The sequence below is a fragment of the Burkholderia stagnalis genome (assembly GCF_902830275.1).
Taxonomy (GTDB): domain Bacteria; phylum Pseudomonadota; class Gammaproteobacteria; order Burkholderiales; family Burkholderiaceae; genus Burkholderia; species Burkholderia stagnalis.
Genome location: NZ_CADESW010000002.1, coordinates 463,660 through 479,714, shown reverse-complemented (window position 1 = coordinate 479,714; position 16,055 = coordinate 463,660). Strand labels below are relative to the sequence as shown.

The window sequence follows — 16,055 nt, the reverse complement described above, 5'->3', positions numbered from 1 at the left end:
GCCTGTTTCATGGCAAAGTTTTTTATCGATCGCCCGATCTTCGCGTGGGTGATCGCCATCATCCTGATGCTGGCCGGGGTCGCGGCGATCTTCACGCTGCCGATCTCGCAGTATCCGACGATCGCCCCGCCATCGATCCAGATCACCGCGAACTATCCGGGCGCTTCCGCGAAGACGGTGGAAGACACGGTGACGCAGGTGATCGAGCAGCAGATGAGCGGTCTCGACAACTTCCTGTACATGTCGTCGACGAGTGACGACTCGGGCACCGCGACGATCACGCTGACGTTCGCGCCGGGCACCAACGCCGATATCGCGCAGGTGCAGGTGCAGAACAAGCTGTCGCTCGCGACGCCGATCCTGCCGCAGGTCGTGCAGCAGCTCGGCCTGTCGGTGACGAAGTCGAGCAGCAGCTTCCTGCTGGTGCTCGCCTTCACGTCCGAAGACGGCAGCATGAACCGCTACGACCTCGCGAACTACGTCGCGTCGCACGTGAAGGATCCGATCAGCCGTCTCAACGGCGTCGGCACCGTCACGCTGTTCGGCTCGCAGTACGCGATGCGGATCTGGCTCGATCCGAACCGCCTGACCAACTACGGCCTCACGCCGGTCGACGTGACGAGCGCGATCAGCTCGCAGAACGTGCAGGTCGCGGGCGGCCAGCTCGGCGGCACGCCGGCGAAGCCGGGCACCATGCTGCAGGCGACGATCACCGAGGCGACGCTGCTGCGCACGCCGGAGGAGTTCGGCAACATCCTGCTGAAGGTCAACCAGGACGGTTCGCAGGTGCGCCTGAAGGATGTCGGGCACGTCGCGCTCGGCGCGGAAAACTACAACTTCGACACCAAGTACAACGGCAAGCCGAGCGCGGCGCTGGGCATCCAGCTCGCGACCAACGCGAACGCGCTCGCGACGGCGAAGGCGGTGCGCCAGCAGGTGGACACGCTGTCGAAGTACTTCCCGCACGGCCTGTCGGTGGCGTATCCATATGACACGACGCCGTTCGTGAAGCTGTCGATCGAGGAAGTGGTCAAGACGCTGCTGGAAGGCATCGTGCTCGTGTTCCTCGTGATGTACCTGTTCCTGCAGAACCTGCGGGCGACGATCATCCCGACGATCGCAGTGCCGGTGGTGCTGCTCGGCACGTTCGCGATCATGTCGATGGTGGGCTTCTCGATCAACACGCTGTCGATGTTCGGCCTCGTGCTCGCGATCGGCCTGCTGGTGGACGATGCGATCGTGGTGGTGGAGAACGTCGAGCGGGTGATGGCGGAAGAGGGGCTGTCGCCGAAGGAAGCAACCCGCAAGGCGATGGGCCAGATCACCGGCGCGCTGGTGGGCGTGGCGCTCGTGCTGTCGGCGGTGTTCGTGCCGGTGGCGTTCTCGGGCGGCTCGGTGGGCGCGATCTATCGCCAGTTCTCGTTGACGATCGTGTCGGCGATGGTGCTGTCGGTGCTCGTCGCGTTGATTCTGACGCCGGCGCTGTGCGCGACGATCCTCAAGCCGATTCCGCAGGGCCATCACGAAGAGAAGAAGGGCTTCTTCGGCTGGTTCAACCGCACGTTCAACCAGAGCCGCGACAAGTACCACGTCGGCGTGCACCACGTGATCAAGCGCTCGGGCCGCTGGCTCATCATCTACCTGGTCGTGATCGTCGCGGTCGGCCTGCTGTTCGTGCGCCTGCCGAAGTCGTTCCTGCCGGATGAAGACCAGGGCCTGATGTTCGTGATCGTGCAGACGCCGTCCGGCTCGACGCAGGAAACCACCGCGAAGACGCTCGCGAACATTTCCGACTACCTGCTGAAGGACGAGAAGGATATCGTCGAATCCGCGTTTACGGTCAACGGCTTCAGCTTCGCGGGCCGCGGCCAGAACTCGGGCCTCGTGTTCGTCAGGCTGAAGGACTATGCGAAGCGTCAGCACGCGAACCAGAAGGTCCAGGCGCTGATCGGCCGGATGTTCGGGCGCTATGCGGGTTACAAGGACGCGCTCGTGATTCCGTTCAACCCGCCGTCGATTCCGGAACTCGGCACCGCCGCCGGCTTCGACTTCGAGCTGACGGACAACGCGGGGGTCGGCCACGACGCGCTGATGGCCGCGCGCAACCAGCTGCTCGGGATGGCCTCGAAGGATCCGACGCTGCAGGGCGTGCGTCCGAACGGCCTGAACGATACGCCGCAGTACAAGGTGAACATCGACCGCGAGAAGGCGAATGCGCTCGGCGTCACCGCGTCGGCGATCGACCAGACGTTCTCGATCGCGTGGGCATCGCAGTACGTGAACAACTTCCTCGACACCGACGGCCGGATCAAGAAGGTGTACGTGCAGTCCGATGCGCCGTTCCGGATGACGCCGGAAGACCTGAACATCTGGTACGTGCGCAACGGCTCGGGCGGGATGGTGCCGTTCAGCGCGTTCGCGACCGGTCACTGGACGTATGGTTCGCCGAAGCTCGAGCGTTACAACGGCATCTCGGCGATGGAAATCCAGGGCCAGGCCGCACCGGGCAAGTCGACCGGCCAGGCGATGGCGGCGATGGAAGCGCTCGCGAAGAAGCTGCCGGACGGCGTCGGCTATTCGTGGACGGGGCTGTCGTACCAGGAAATCCAGTCGGGTTCGCAGGCGCCGATCCTGTACGCGATCTCGATCCTCGTCGTGTTCCTGTGTCTCGCGGCACTGTATGAAAGCTGGTCGATCCCGTTCTCGGTGATCATGGTCGTGCCGCTCGGCGTGATCGGCGCACTGCTCGCGGCGACGATGCGCGGTCTGGAAAACGACGTGTTCTTCCAGGTCGGCCTGCTGACCACCGTGGGCTTGTCGGCGAAGAACGCGATCCTGATCGTCGAGTTCGCGCGCGAACTGCAGCAGACGGAGAAGATGGGGCCGATCGAGGCCGCGCTGGAAGCGGCGCGCCTGCGGCTGCGTCCGATCCTGATGACGTCGCTCGCGTTCATTCTCGGCGTGATGCCGCTCGCGATCAGCAACGGCGCGGGTTCGGCGAGCCAGCACGCGATCGGCACGGGCGTGATCGGCGGGATGATCACCGCGACGTTCCTCGCGATCTTCATGATCCCGATGTTCTTCGTGAAGATCCGCGCGATCTTCAGCGGCGAGAAGGAAGACGTCGACGAGGCGCTGCGTCTTGCGCAGGACCACATGCACGAGGCGGAGAAGGGCAGCCACGGCGACGACGAGAAGAAGGGGCAGTGATGATGCAAAAACATGCTTTGACTGCAATCGCGGTCGCGCTTTTCGCCACGGGCTGCACGATGGCGCCGCACTACAAGCGGCCCGATGCGCCCGTCGCGCAGGCGTTCCCGTCCGGTGGCGTCTATGCGACGCAGCCGGCCGCGACGGCCGGCGCGCGCAGCGCGAACGGCCAGGCGGCGACCGACATCGGCTGGCGCGAATTCTTCGTCGATCCGCGCCTGCAGCGGCTGATCGACATCGCGTTGAAGAACAACCGCGACCTGCGCGTGTCGGTGCTGAACATCGAGGCGGCGCGCGCGCAGTACCAGATCACGCGCGCGGACCTGTTCCCGAAGCTCGACGCGGTGGGCACCGGCAACCGCACGCGCACGCCGAACGGGCTCACGGCGATCCCGGGGCGCAACATCTCGACGACGTACAACGTCGGGCTGCAGGCGCAGTGGGAGCTCGATCTGTTCGGCCGGATTCAGAGCCTGAAGGACCAGGCGCTCGCGAAATACCTCGCGACCGCGCAGGCGCGCAAGGCGACGGAGATCCTGCTGGTGTCGCAGGTCGCGGACCAGTACCTGACGGTGCTGTCGACCGACGACCTGCTGAAGGTGACGGAAGACACGCTGAAATCCGCGCAGGCGTCGTACGACCTGACGAAGCTGAAGTTCGACAACGGCACCGGCTCGGAGCTCGACCTGCGCCAGGCGCAGACGATCGTCGAAACGGCGCTGGCGAACCAGCAGGCGCAGGCGCGTGCCCGCGCGCAGGCCTTGAACGCGCTGGTGCTGCTGATCGGCCAGCCGCTGCCGGACGACCTGCCGCCGGGCCTGCCGCTCGACGCGCAGAACTTCCTGACCGACATTCCGGCCGGTTTGCCGTCGGACTTGCTCACACGCCGTCCGGACATCATGGAAGCGGAGCAGAACCTGCTCGCGGCCAACGCGAACATCGGCGCGGCGCGCGCGGCATTCTTCCCGAAGATCTCGCTGACGGGCGCGTTCGGCACCGCGAGCCCGACGCTGGGCGGGCTGTTCAAGGCCGGCACGGCGGCGTGGTCGTTCGCGCCGCAGATCACGATGCCGATCTTCGAGGGCGGCGCGAACCTCGCCAACCTCGATCTCGCGAACGTGCAGAAGCGCATCGAGATCGCGAACTACGAGAAGGCGATCCAGTCGGCGTTCCGCGAGGTGTCGGATGGCCTGGCCGCACGCGGCACGTACGACCAGCAGATCGCCGCGCTGCAGCGCAACGAGCACGCGCAGCAGCGTCGTTACGACCTGTCGGACCTGCGTTACAAGAACGGCGTGGACAGCTACCTGTCGGTGCTGACCGCGCAGACGGACCTGTACGCGGCGCAACAGTCGCTGATCAGCGCGCGGCTCGCACGGTGGACGAACCTCGTCGACCTGTACCGCTCGCTGGGCGGGGGCTGGATCCAGCGGGCCGGCGAGACGCCGCGCCCGGCCGATCAGGCGGTCGACTACGACAAGGCGGCCGCGCCGGCGCCGGCATCGACGGCGGCCAACGGGTAACCTCCTGCGGCAGGCAGCCAAGGGTGGCCGCTGCGGAGGTCACCCGGGCGCCGGCGCATACGACAACGCCACGGATGAAAATCCGTGGCGTTTCCATTTGCGGCGATCGATTCGCGCGGCCGCCGCGCCATGAAAAACGCCACGGCGGTGCCGTGGCGTCTGGCGGCCGGACGATGCGCCGCGGTTCGCGGCGCGTCCGTGCATCAATGCAGGTCGGCCGGCCGTCCGTCGAAGTCGTGCCCGGCGCGGCGGATGTCGCACTTCGCCTCCTTCTCGCCCTTCACGCCGTTGAACACGATGTTCAGGACAACCGCCGATACCGACGCGAGCAGGATGCCGCTGTGCAGGATCGGTGCGAGCGCGCCCGGCAGCTTCGAGAAGAAGTGCGGCGACACGACCGGCACGAGGCCCATGCCGATGCTCACGGCGACGATGAACAGGTTGTGGTGGTTGTTCACGAAGTCGACCTTCGACAGCACCTTCACGCCGTTCGCGGCGACCATCCCGAACATCACGATCCCCGCGCCGCCGAGCACGAACGGCGGCACCGACGCGACGACCTGCGCCATCTTCGGGAACAGCCCGAGCAGCACCAGGATCACGCCGCCCGTCGCGCAGACGAAGCGGCTCTTCACGCCCGTCACGCCGATCAGGCCGACGTTCTGCGAGAACGACGTATGCGGGAACGAGTTGAAGATGCCGCCGATCAGCGTGCCGAGGCCGTCGACGCGCAGGCCGCGCACGAGGCGATCCTGGTCGACCGGCCGGTCGACCATGTCGCCGACCGCGAGGAACATCCCGGTCGATTCGATGAAGGTGACGAACATCACCGTGACCATCGTCGCGATCGACAGCGGGTCGAAGTGCGGCCAGCCGAAATGGAACGGCATCACGATCCCGACCCACGGCGCGACGGACACGCCGTCGGTGTTCACGCGGCCGATCGCGAACGCGATCGCGAAGCCCGCGACGATGCCGAGCAGCACCGAGATGTTCGCGATGAAGCCGCGGCCGAACTTGTTGATCAGCAGGATCAGCGTGAGCACCAGCAGCGACAGGCCGAGGTAGACGGGGCTGCCGTATTCCGGGTTGCCGACGCCGCCCGCGGCCCAGTTGATCCCGACCTCCATCAGCGACAGGCCGATCACCGAGATCACCGTGCCGACGACGACGGGCGGGAAGAATCTCAGCAGCTTGCCGATCGTCGGCGCGAGCACGATGCCGATGATGCCGGCCGCGATCGTCGAGCCGAAGATGTCGAGGATGCCGAGGCCGGGGTTCGTGCCGATCGCGATCATCGGGCCGACCGCGGCGAACGTGCAGCCCATGATGACCGGCAGGCGGATGCCGAAGATCCACAGGCCGAGCGTCTGGATCAGCGTGGCGATGCCGCAGGAAAACAGATCGGCGCTGATCAGGAACGCGATCTGGTCTTTCGGCAGCTTGAGTGCGCCGCCGACGATGAGCGGCACGGCGACCGCGCCGGCGTACATGACGAGAACGTGCTGCAGTCCGAGCGTAACGAGCTTGCCGGCCGGCAACACCTCATCGCACGGATGGGCCGTGTTCGATTGCATCTGTCTCACTCCATGATCTTGTATTCGAGGTGGTACGAAGTTATGCGGAATGCAAAACCGCAACAAGAGCACTGGGTTCTATTCCGTTCTTTGCTGGTTCGATATGCCAATTCGGCATGGTGCGGGATGTCGCGCATCGGGAATCGCCGTGGGAGTGAGGTTTCCCGGTTTTATAGCCATCCAAAATAGCGCTGGCGCCCCTGTCAAATATCGGCCGCTTTATGGTGTGTATCGCTGATGCGGAATAATGGCCATTTCGACTTGCGAAAAACTGCACCGGGTTATCCCGTAAGCAGCGGTTTTTCGGGGGGGCGAATACGCGCGCCGATTAATGGGGCGAGTACGCCAGTCCCGCTATCATCTGAATCCCTCAATTCGAATCGTCGCCACGTAATGCGCTTGCTCGGAATCGATCTCGGCACCGGCTCGGTGAAACTCGTCACGCTCGACGCCGACGGCGTCGAACGGGCGGTCGCGAGCGAACCTTATGCACTGTCGTCGCCGCAGCCCGGCTGGGCGGAAATCGCGCCGGATGCGTGGTGGCAGGCGCTCGTGCGCGCGGCCGCGCGGCTGCCCGCCGACGAGCGCGCGCAGGTTCGCGCGATCGGCTTTTCCGGGCAGATGCACGGCGTCGTGCTGCTCGATGCGGCCGGCCGCCCGGTGCGTCCCGCGCTGCTTTGGCCCGACACGCGCGCCGTGCGCTTCGCCGATGCGGCCGACTGGCCGGACGGCGCGAACCCGGTCGCGCCGGGCATGGCGGGCCCGCTGCTGCGCTGGGTTGCCGCGCACGAGCCGGCCGCGTGGCGCGCCGCGCGCTGGGCCGTGCAGCCGAAGGACTGGTTGCGCGTCGTGCTTGGCGGCGAGATGGCCGCCGATCCGAGCGATGCGTGCGCGACCGCGCTCGCGGCGCCGGACGGCGCGTGGGATGCGGCGCTGCTCGGCCGCTTCGGCTTGCGGCGCGAACTGTTCGCGCCGGTGCGCGCGTCGGGCGCGCCGTGCGGCGTGCTCGCCGCCGAGCCGGCCGCGGCGCTCGGCCTGCCGGCCGGCGTGCCGCTCGCGACCGGCGCGGCCGATACCGCGTGCGCGGCGCTGGGCAGCGGGCTCGTCGCCGACGGCGACGCGCTGCTGACCACCGGCAGCGGCGGGCAGATCGTCGTGCTCGCGGGCCAGTTGCCGGCCGCGCGGCGCGGGCTGCATCGCTATCGCGCGGCGGCGGGCAGCGGCTACTACACGATGGCGGCGATGCAGAACGTCGGGCTCGCGCTCGAAGCGGCGCGCGGCTGGCTCGGCTATGCGGACTGGCCGGCCGCCTACGACGACGCGTTCGCGCAGCCCGCATCGGAACGGCTGTGCTTCCTGCCCTACCTGAGCGGCGAGCGCTCGCCGTGGATGAACCCGGACGCGCGCGGCGGCTGGCTCGGCCTCGGGCTCGGCGACACGCGCGGCGCGATGATGCGCGCGGCGTTCGAAGGCGTTGCGTTCGCACTGCGCGCGGGGCTCGATGCGATTCGCGGAACGGGCGATGCCGACGCGGCCCGCGTGCCGGTCGCGTCGCTGCGCCTCGCGGGCGGCGGCTCGGTCGATCCGCGCTGGCGGCAGTTGCTGGCCGATGCGCTCGACGCGTCGCTCGAGGCGGTCGATTGCCCGAACGCGGCGACCCGCGGCGCGGCGCTGCTTGCGGGCGTCGCGCTCGGCCACTGGCGCGAGGACGCGCTGCCCGCGCTCGCGCCGGGCGCGTCGCCGGTGGCCGCGCCGCGCGGCGACGCGGCGCTCGCGGTGCGGCATGCGCGCTTCATCGACCTCTATGCGCGAACCGATGCATGGTTCACGATGGGCGTTTAAACTCGGGCACTTGTCGTTTTGCGTCACCGATGACGCATTCCGGCAACCTGGCGGCTGTTTCGCGCACGTGGCGCGTGCGGCGATCGGCCATCATGGCGAGCACGATTTCATTTCGCCGTGCCGCGCGCGACGATGCGCGGCGCGGCCATGTCTATTGATAGGAGTCACACGATGAAGACGAAAGCCGCGATTGCATGGAAGGCGGGTGCGCCGCTGACGATCGAGGAAGTCGATCTGGAAGGGCCGCGCGCGGGCGAGGTGCTGATCGAGGTGAAGGCGACGGGCATCTGCCATACCGACTACTACACGCTGTCGGGCGCGGACCCGGAAGGGATCTTCCCGGCGATTCTCGGTCACGAAGGCGCGGGCGTCGTGGTCGACGTCGGCCCCGGCGTCGGCACGGTGAGGAAGGGCGATCACGTGATTCCGCTCTATACGCCGGAATGCCGCGAGTGCAAGTTCTGCCTGTCGCGCAAGACGAACCTGTGCCAGAAGATCCGCGCGACGCAGGGCAAGGGCCTGATGCCCGACGCGACGTCGCGCTTCTCGCTCGACGGCAAGCCGATCTTCCACTACATGGGCACGTCGACGTTCTCGAACTACATCGTGGTGCCGGAGATCGCCGTCGCGAAGGTGCGCGAGGACGCACCGTTCGACAAGATCTGCTACATCGGCTGCGGCGTGACGACGGGCGTCGGCGCGGTGGTGTACTCGGCGAAGGTCGAGGCGGGCGCGAACGTGGTCGTGTTCGGGCTGGGCGGCATCGGCCTGAACGTGATCCAGGGCGCGAAGATGGTCGGCGCGGACAAGATCATCGGCGTCGACATCAACCCGAAGCGCGTCGAGCTCGCGAAGAAGTTCGGGATGACGCACTTCATCAACCCGAACGAAGTCGAGAACGTGGTCGACCACATCGTGCAGCTCACCGACGGCGGCGCGGACTACTCGTTCGAATGCGTGGGCAACGTGAAGCTGATGCGCCAGGCGCTCGAATGCACGCACAAGGGCTGGGGCCAGTCGTTCATCATCGGCGTCGCGGCGGCCGGCGAGGAAATCAGCACGCGGCCGTTCCAGCTCGTGACGGGCCGCGAATGGAAGGGCTCGGCGTTCGGCGGCGCGCGCGGCCGCACCGACGTGCCGAAGATCGTCGACTGGTACATGGAAGGCAAGCTCAACATCGACGACCTGATCACGCATACGCTGCCGCTCGAGAAGATCAACGACGGCTTCGACCTGATGAAGAAGGGCGAGTCGATCCGCTCGGTCGTGCTGTACTGATCGCGGAGCGACGACGATGCTCGAACTCGTTTCGTCACACGCGTGCCACGGCGGCGAGCAGCGCTTCTATCGGCATGACTCCGCGGTGATCGGCCTGCCGATGAAGTTCGCCGTGTACCTGCCGCCGCAGGCCGCGCACGGCCGCGTGCCGGCGCTGTTCTATCTGGCAGGGCTGACCTGCACCGAGGAGACCTTCGCGATCAAGGGCGGCGCGCAGCAATACGCGGCGCAGCACGGGCTTGCGCTCGTGATGCCCGACACGAGCCCGCGCGGCGCGGGCGTGCCGGGCGAGACCGACGCGTGGGACTTCGGCGCAGGCGCGGGCTTCTATGTCGATGCGACCGAAGCGCCGTGGTCGACGCATTACCGGATGGACTCGTATGTCGTCGACGAGCTGCGCGAGACGGTGACGGCCGAGCTGCCGATCGACGGTGCGCGGCTCGGCATTTTCGGCCACTCGATGGGCGGGCACGGCGCGCTCGTGCTCGCGCTGCGCAATCCGGACGTGTATCGCTCGGTGTCGGCGTTCGCGCCGATCACCGCGCCGACGCGCTGCCCGTGGGGCGAGAAGGCGTTCTCAGGCTACCTGGGCGCGGATCGCGACGCGTGGAAGCGCTACGACGCGAGCGAGCTGGTCGCGCGCGCCGACGCGCGGAAGTTCACGGGAGGGATCCTCGTCGATCAGGGGCTCGCCGATCAATTCCTCGCGAACCAGCTGAATCCCGACGTGTTCGAGGCGGCCTGCGCGGCGGCGGGCCAGCCGCTGACGCTGCGGCGGCACGCGGGTTACGACCACGGGTACTACTTCATCTCGACGTTCATCGCGGATCACATCGCGCATCATGCGCGCCAGCTCGGGCGATGACGGCGTGACCCGCGTCATGCGGGACGCGCAATGAAAAACGCCGGCGTGGCCTTCGAAGGCACGCCGGCGTTTTTCATGATGCACGCAGTCGCGCTGCCGCGCGCGTCATGCATGCCGCCGCAACAGGCTCGCCCCATACACGAGCGCCGACAGCGCGGTGATCCAGAAACTCGTCGGCCAGTCGGTGTGATACGCGAGCGTGATCCCGGCCCACGCTTCGAACAGCGCGAACAGCGCGGCGAGCACGACGCCCGTCGACAGCCGCGTCGACACGTTCTGCGCGGCGGCGGCCGGGCCGACCAGCAGCGTGAACACGAGCAGCACGCCGACGATCTGCGTGGCCGCGGCAACCGCCAGCGCGCACACCGCGAGGAACAGCACCGACACCGCGCGCAGCGATACGCCCTTCGCTTCGGCGAGCTCGGGCTGCAGCGACGCGAACAGCAGCGGGCGCGCCATCAGCGCGAGCGCCGCGAGGCTCACCGCGCCGATCCCGGCCAGCACCGCGAGCGTGTCGTGGCTGACGGCCAGCACGTTGCCGAACAGCAGCGCCGTCACCTGCGTCGCGAACGACGTATAGAAATGCAGGAACAGCAGGCCGCAGCCAAGCGCGACCGACAGGATCACGCCGATCGCGACGTCGCGCCCCGCGAGCCGCTCGCCGAGCGCGCCCATGCCGATGCCGGCCGCGAGCGTGAAGCCCACCATCCCCCAGATCGGTGAGATGCCGAGCAGCACCGCGCCGGTCGCGCCGGTGAAGCCGACGTGGGACAGCGCGTGGCCGGCGAAGGTCTGCCCGCGCAGCACCAGGAAGTAGCCGACGATGCCCGCGAGCACCGCGACGATTCCCGACGCCGCGAAGGCGTTGATCATGAAATCGTATTCAAACATCGTGTGATTGCCCGCTCGCGTGAGGGTGCGCGTGTCCGTGGTGGTGATGGCCGTGGCCGCCGTGCGCGTGGCCGTCGTCGTCGCCTTCGTGCTCGTGGTCGTGCTTCTCGACCTCCACGTCGCCCGACATCACGAAGATCCTGCCGTTCACGCGCATCACGTCGATCGGCGAGCCGTACAGCCGCGACAGCACCGGCTTGGTGATCACCTCGTCGACGGTGCCGAGCGCCGCGACGCCGTTGCCGAGATACAGCACGCGGTCGAGCGCGTTGAGCAGCGGGTTCAGTTCGTGCGCGGAGAACAGCACCGTGATGCCGAGCTCGCGCTGCACGCGCCGCACCAGCTCGACGACGCCGCGCTGGTGGTTCGGATCGAGGCTGATCAGCGGCTCGTCGAGCAGCAGCAGCCCGGGGCTGCCGAGCAGGCATTGCGCGAGCAGCAGCCGCTGCCGTTCGCCGCCGGACAGCTCCGACAGCGGCCGGCGCGCGAGCGCGCGGCCGTCGACGAGCTCGAGCACGCGGTCGACGTCGCGCCGGGTCGCGGCGTTCGCATGCGGCAGGCCCCAGCGGTGCCCGTCGGCGGCCATCGCGACGAAGTCGTAGCCGCGCATCCGGCGGCTCGCGAGGCCGCTCCGGATCTGCGGCATGTAGCCGATCGACGGGTTGCCGCGCGCGACCGGCGTGCCGCCGACGCGCAGCGCGCCGCCGGCCACCGGCACGAGGCCGAGCACCGCGCGCATCAGCGTGGTCTTGCCGGCGCCGTTCGGCCCGAGCACGCCGACGAACTCGCCGGGCTCGATCGAGAAGCTGACGTCGCGCAGGATCGTGCGTCCGCCCAGGTCGAGCGTGACGTGATCGAGTTCGAGGGCGTGAGGCGTCGCGCTCATGGCTTGCTGCCGGAAAGCGCCTTGTCGAGCGCGTCGAGCTCGCCCAGCATCCATTGCTGGAAGGTCTTGCCGGCCGGCTGCGTCTCGGTGACGCTCACGGTCGGCACGCCGGCGTCGCGCGCGAGCTTCAGCATGCGCTTCGTCATCGGCTCCTCGGCCTGGCTGTTGTAGATCAGCGCGCGTACCTGCTTCTTGCGCAGGTCGTTCTCGAACGCGGCGATGTCCGACGCGCTCGCCTCGGTGTCGTTCATCGTCGCGAGCTGGAAGCGCTGGTTGCGCATCTCGACGCCGATCGCGTCGGCGAGATAGCCGAGCACGGGTTCGGTGGCGGTCACCGGCACGCCCTTGTACTGCGCGCGCAGCGCGGCGACCTTGTCGTCGATCGGCTTCAGCGACGCGACGAACTTCGCGAGGTTCGCATCGTAGTCGGCCTGGTTCGCCGGGTCCGCGCGGCCCAGCGCCGCGGCGATCGCGCGCGCGGCGGCCGGCATCGTCGCCGGGTCGTACCACAGGTGCGGGTTGTCGCCGGCCTTCTTGCCGACCAGATCGGCGACGACGATCGTCGCGCGCTTCGCCTGCTTCGACGCGCCGAGCAGCTTGGCCATCCACGGATCGTAGTTGGCGCCGTTGTAGATCACGAGCTGCGCCTGCTGCAGCGCGCGCGCGGTTTTCGGGCTCGCCTCGAACAGGTGCGGATCCTGGTCGGGGTTGCTGAGGATGCTCGTCACCGCGACGTGGCGGCCGCCGATCTGCGACGCGACGTCGCCGTAGAAATTCTCGGCCGCGACCACGTTCACGGCCGCCGCCTGCGCGAGCGCGGGCACGGCGAGCGACAGCGCGGCGAGGCCGGCGGCGAGCCAGCGGACGGGACGCGCAACGCGCGTCGGGGCGGGCAGCGGCGCACGCAGCGGCGCGCGCGTCAGGGCATGGGACATGAATCTCCTCGTGTGGAAAGCGCGGCGTCAGCGCTGCGCCGGTTTGGCCTTGCAGTGTCCGCACAGGCCGCTCAGCTCGACGACCTGGTGGTGCACCTCGAAACCGTGCGCGGGCGCGCTCGCGGACAACTGCTTCGCGAGGTCGCCGCCGGGAATCTCGACGGTTTCGCCGCAGGCTTCGCAGATCAGGAACTGGCCTTCGTGCGGCACCCCGATCTCGCAGCACGCGAAGAACGCGTTCTTCGATTCGATCCGGTGGATGAAGCCGTGCTCGACGAGGAAATCCAGCGCGCGATACACGGTCGTGGGCGGCACCCGGCCGCGCTGCGGCTCGAGTTCGGCGAGCAGGTCGTACGCGCCGATCGGGCGCTGCGCGGCGAGCACGCGTTCGTAGACCTGCCGGCGCAGCGGCGTCCACGCGAGGCCGTGCTCCGCGGCGAACGCGTCGGCGCGCGCGAGCCGCTCGGCGATCGATGCGTGTGACGCATGTGACGATGAAGTAGCCATGGCGCAATACGGGCGATGGGAACGAGAATATCGCGATGATATAACGTATCGCGCCGCCGCGCATGCGGCCAGCCGACACGTTCGTGTCGATCCGCGCCGCACACAATCCCGCTGCGCCTTGCCCGGCCGGCGTCCACCGCCATTCCTCGCACGCCGTCGTGCCGCACCGCATCATCGAAACCGGTGCGATCCGCCTTGACAGCCTCGGTTCCGTATCCGATCATTTGATCGCAATCAGAGCAATTATTCGTGTCGCGAGCAATCGCTCACCCGGCGGCACGTCGCACAACGCAGAACGAACCGGAGACAGCCAGTGAGATTGCAGGACAAGGTCGCGATCCTGACGGGCGCCGCAAGCGGCATCGGCGAAGCGGTCGCGCAACGCTATCTGGACGAGGGCGCGCGCTGCGTGCTCGTCGACGTGAAGCCGGCCGGCGGATCGCTCGCGCGGCTCATCGAAGCCCATCCGGGCCGCGCGATCGCGGTGAGCGCCGACGTCACCCGCCGCGACGACATCGCGCGCATCGTCGCCACCGCGGCCGAGCGGTTCGGCGGCATCGACATCCTGTTCAACAACGCGGCGCTGTTCGACATGCGCCCGCTCCTCGACGAATCCTGGGACGTGTTCGACCGCCTGTTCGCGGTCAACGTGAAGGGGATGTTCTTCCTGATGCAGGCGGTCGCGCAGCGGATGGTCGAGCAGGGGCGCGGCGGCAAGATCGTCAACATGTCGTCGCAGGCCGGGCGGCGCGGCGAGGCGCTCGTGTCGCACTACTGCGCGACCAAGGCCGCGGTGATCAGCTACACGCAGTCGGCCGCGCTCGCGCTCGCGCCGCACCGGATCAACGTGAACGGGATCGCGCCGGGCGTGGTGGACACGCCGATGTGGGAGCAGGTCGACGCGCTGTTCGCGCGCTACGAGAACCGGCCGCTCGGCGAGAAGAAGCGGCTCGTCGGCGAAGCGGTGCCGCTCGGCCGGATGGGCGTGCCCGCCGACCTGACGGGCGCCGCGCTGTTCCTCGCGTCGGCCGATGCCGACTACGTGACCGCCCAGACGCTGAACGTCGACGGCGGCAACTGGATGAGCTGAGACAGGCGGCCCGCGCGCACGGAATGGGGCGGCAACCCGGCCGCCCGCGCGCTGGCCGACGACACATCGACACCATCAATAAAACACAGGAGACACGCCATGCAACGAAAATCGCCCTCCGCCGCCCGCCTGTTCGCGTGCGCCGCGCTCGCGACGGCTGCCTGCGGCGCGCACGCAGCGACGCTGACCGTCGCCACGCTGAACAATCCGGACATGATCGAGCTGAAGAAGCTGTCGCCCGCGTTCGAAAAGGCCAACCCCGACGTCAAGCTGAACTGGGTGATCCTCGAGGAGAACGTGCTGCGGCAGCGCGCGACCACCGACATCACGACCGGCAGCGGCCAGTTCGACGTCGTGATGATCGGTACCTACGAGACGCCGCAGTGGGGCAAGCGCGGCTGGCTCGCGCCGGTGACGAACCTGCCGGCCGACTACGACCTGAACGATGTCGTGAAGACCGCGCGCGACAGCCTGTCGTACAACGGCCAGCTGTACGCGCTGCCGTTCTACGTCGAGAGCTCGATGACGTTCTATCGCAAGGACCTGTTCGCGGCGAAGGGGTTGAAGATGCCCGACCAGCCGACCTACGACCAGATTGCCGAGTTCGCGGACAAGCTGACCGACAAGTCGAACGGCGTGTACGGCATCTGCCTGCGCGGCAAGGCCGGCTGGGGCGAGAACATGGCATACCTGTCGACCGTGGTGAACACGTTCGGCGGCCGCTGGTTCGACGAGAAATGGAATGCGCAGCTCACGTCGCCGGAATGGAAGAAGGCGGTCACGTTCTACGTGAACCTGCTGAAGAAGAACGGCCCGCCGGGCGCGAGTTCGAACGGCTTCAACGAGAACCTGACGCTGACCGCGTCCGGCAAGTGCGCGATGTGGATCGACGCGACGGTTGCGGCGGGGATCCTCTACAACAAGCAGCAGTCGCAGGTCTCGGACAAGATCGGCTATGCGGCCGCGCCGGTCGCGGCGACGCCGAAGGGCTCGCACTGGCTGTGGGCGTGGGCGCTCGCGATCCCGAAGACGTCGAAGCAGCAGGACGCGGCAAGGAAGTTCATCGCGTGGGCGACGTCGAAGCAGTACATCGAGATGGTCGGCAAGGATGAAGGCTGGGCGTCGGTGCCGCCAGGCACGCGCACGTCGACCTACCAGCGCGCCGAGTACAAGGCCGCCGCACCGTTCTCCGATTTCGTGCTGAAGGCGATCCAGACGGCCGACCCGACCGATCCGTCCGCGAAGAAGGTGCCGTACACGGGCGTGCAATACGTCGGGATTCCTGAATTCCAGTCGTTCGGCACGGTGGTCGGGCAGAGCGTCGCGGGCGCGGTGGCGGGGCAATCGAGCGTCGACCAGGCGCTCGCGGCCGGGCAGGCCGCGGCCGACCGCGCGGTGCGGCAGGCCGGCTACCAGAAGTAACGCGCCGCGCGCCGCGCCGTCGCGCGCGG

General features: G+C 68.0%; 13 protein-coding genes. 8 read left to right on the top strand and 5 right to left on the bottom strand.

All coding sequences use genetic code 11. From position 1 onward, the window contains the following. Nucleotides 1-9 precede the first annotated feature (9 nt). Both HWY45_RS06175 and HWY45_RS06170 read left to right on the top strand, forming a co-directional pair. On the top strand, nt 10-3,210 hold the full coding sequence (locus HWY45_RS06175; RefSeq protein ID WP_059557204.1) for an efflux RND transporter permease subunit: 3,201 nt from the start codon (nt 10-12) through the stop codon (nt 3,208-3,210). After that, entirely contained in the window at nt 3,210-4,733 is a 1,524-nt protein-coding gene (locus HWY45_RS06170; RefSeq protein WP_059802117.1) for an efflux transporter outer membrane subunit, read from the top strand. The genes HWY45_RS06175 and HWY45_RS06170 overlap by 1 nt, the downstream gene beginning before the upstream one ends. Nucleotides 4,734-4,936: 203 nt before the next feature. Here the strand turns inward: HWY45_RS06170 and HWY45_RS06165 are convergent, their stop codons facing one another. Further along, nucleotides 4,937-6,310: a nucleobase:cation symporter-2 family protein gene (locus tag HWY45_RS06165; protein ID WP_059557208.1), complete on the bottom strand. Its 1,374-nt coding sequence runs from the start codon at nt 6,308-6,310 to the stop codon at nt 4,937-4,939. A 393-nt stretch (nt 6,311-6,703) separates the two neighbouring features. Between HWY45_RS06165 and HWY45_RS06160 the strand changes: the two genes are divergently transcribed. The 3 genes from HWY45_RS06160 (at nt 6,704) to fghA (ending at nt 10,295) form a co-directional block, all read left to right on the top strand. Further along, entirely contained in the window at nt 6,704-8,152 is a 1,449-nt protein-coding gene (locus HWY45_RS06160; RefSeq protein ID WP_059879738.1) for a xylulokinase, read from the top strand. Between the two features lie 171 nt (nt 8,153-8,323). Beyond that, nucleotides 8,324-9,430 carry an S-(hydroxymethyl)glutathione dehydrogenase/class III alcohol dehydrogenase gene (locus tag HWY45_RS06155; RefSeq protein ID WP_059557212.1) on the top strand — a complete coding sequence of 369 codons (1,107 nt, stop codon included), beginning with the start codon at nt 8,324-8,326 and terminating at the stop codon, nt 9,428-9,430. A gap of 16 nt (nt 9,431-9,446) precedes the next feature. Further along, nucleotides 9,447-10,295 carry an S-formylglutathione hydrolase gene (gene fghA, locus HWY45_RS06150; protein ID WP_059879737.1) on the top strand — a complete coding sequence of 283 codons (849 nt, stop codon included), beginning with the start codon at nt 9,447-9,449 and terminating at the stop codon, nt 10,293-10,295. A 105-nt stretch (nt 10,296-10,400) separates the two neighbouring features. On the opposite strand, the gene HWY45_RS06145 is transcribed toward fghA, so the two are convergent. Genes HWY45_RS06145 through HWY45_RS06130 form a run of 4 tightly spaced genes read right to left on the bottom strand, consistent with a single transcriptional unit; the run spans nt 10,401 to nt 13,514 of the window. Next, a complete protein-coding gene (locus HWY45_RS06145; protein WP_059879736.1) occupies nt 10,401-11,186 on the bottom strand; it encodes a metal ABC transporter permease in 786 nt (261 codons plus the stop codon). Further along, complete coding sequence (locus tag HWY45_RS06140) at nt 11,179-12,072, bottom strand: ABC transporter ATP-binding protein (protein ID WP_059879735.1); 894 nt, start codon at nt 12,070-12,072, stop codon at nt 11,179-11,181. The genes HWY45_RS06145 and HWY45_RS06140 overlap by 8 nt, the downstream gene beginning before the upstream one ends. Then, nucleotides 12,069-13,007 (bottom strand): metal ABC transporter solute-binding protein, Zn/Mn family, encoded by a 939-nt coding sequence (locus HWY45_RS06135; RefSeq protein WP_059879734.1) that lies wholly within the window; start codon nt 13,005-13,007, stop codon nt 12,069-12,071. Before HWY45_RS06135 ends, HWY45_RS06140 begins: the two co-directional genes overlap by 4 nt. 27 nt (nt 13,008-13,034) lie before the next feature. Then, nucleotides 13,035-13,514 carry a Fur family transcriptional regulator gene (locus HWY45_RS06130; RefSeq protein WP_059557222.1) on the bottom strand — a complete coding sequence of 160 codons (480 nt, stop codon included), beginning with the start codon at nt 13,512-13,514 and terminating at the stop codon, nt 13,035-13,037. Nucleotides 13,515-13,597: 83 nt separating this feature from the next. Here HWY45_RS06130 and HWY45_RS06125 point away from each other — a divergent pair, with 83 nt between their 5' ends. From HWY45_RS06125 to HWY45_RS06115, 3 genes are all read left to right on the top strand, one after another. Next, nucleotides 13,598-13,831, top strand: a complete 234-nt coding sequence (locus HWY45_RS06125; RefSeq protein WP_124480820.1) for a hypothetical protein — start codon at nt 13,598-13,600, stop codon at nt 13,829-13,831. Further along, nucleotides 13,828-14,604, top strand: a complete 777-nt coding sequence (locus HWY45_RS06120) for an L-iditol 2-dehydrogenase (RefSeq protein WP_059802103.1) — start codon at nt 13,828-13,830, stop codon at nt 14,602-14,604. The genes HWY45_RS06125 and HWY45_RS06120 overlap by 4 nt, the downstream gene beginning before the upstream one ends. Before the next feature lie 99 nt (nt 14,605-14,703). Then, a complete protein-coding gene (locus tag HWY45_RS06115; RefSeq protein ID WP_059557226.1) occupies nt 14,704-16,026 on the top strand; it encodes an ABC transporter substrate-binding protein in 1,323 nt (440 codons plus the stop codon). The last annotated feature ends 29 nt before the right edge of the window (nt 16,027-16,055 follow it).

Bases quoted from the DNA above. Each gene is read 5' to 3' on its own strand.
- HWY45_RS06160 (WP_059879738.1), top strand. From the start codon at position 6,704: ATGCGCTTGCTCGGAATCGATCTCGGCACCGGCTCGGTGAAACTCGTC.
- HWY45_RS06155 (WP_059557212.1), top strand. From the start codon at position 8,324: ATGAAGACGAAAGCCGCGATTGCATGGAAGGCGGGTGCGCCGCTGACG.
- HWY45_RS06140 (WP_059879735.1), bottom strand. From the start codon at position 12,072: ATGAGCGCGACGCCTCACGCCCTCGAACTCGATCACGTCACGCTCGAC.
- HWY45_RS06165 (WP_059557208.1), bottom strand. From the start codon at position 6,310: ATGCAATCGAACACGGCCCATCCGTGCGATGAGGTGTTGCCGGCCGGC.
- HWY45_RS06175 (WP_059557204.1), top strand. From the start codon at position 10: ATGGCAAAGTTTTTTATCGATCGCCCGATCTTCGCGTGGGTGATCGCC.
- HWY45_RS06130 (WP_059557222.1), bottom strand. From the start codon at position 13,514: ATGGCTACTTCATCGTCACATGCGTCACACGCATCGATCGCCGAGCGG.
- HWY45_RS06170 (WP_059802117.1), top strand. From the start codon at position 3,210: ATGATGCAAAAACATGCTTTGACTGCAATCGCGGTCGCGCTTTTCGCC.
- fghA (WP_059879737.1), top strand. From the start codon at position 9,447: ATGCTCGAACTCGTTTCGTCACACGCGTGCCACGGCGGCGAGCAGCGC.
- HWY45_RS06135 (WP_059879734.1), bottom strand. From the start codon at position 13,007: ATGTCCCATGCCCTGACGCGCGCGCCGCTGCGTGCGCCGCTGCCCGCC.
- HWY45_RS06145 (WP_059879736.1), bottom strand. From the start codon at position 11,186: ATGTTTGAATACGATTTCATGATCAACGCCTTCGCGGCGTCGGGAATC.
- HWY45_RS06115 (WP_059557226.1), top strand. From the start codon at position 14,704: ATGCAACGAAAATCGCCCTCCGCCGCCCGCCTGTTCGCGTGCGCCGCG.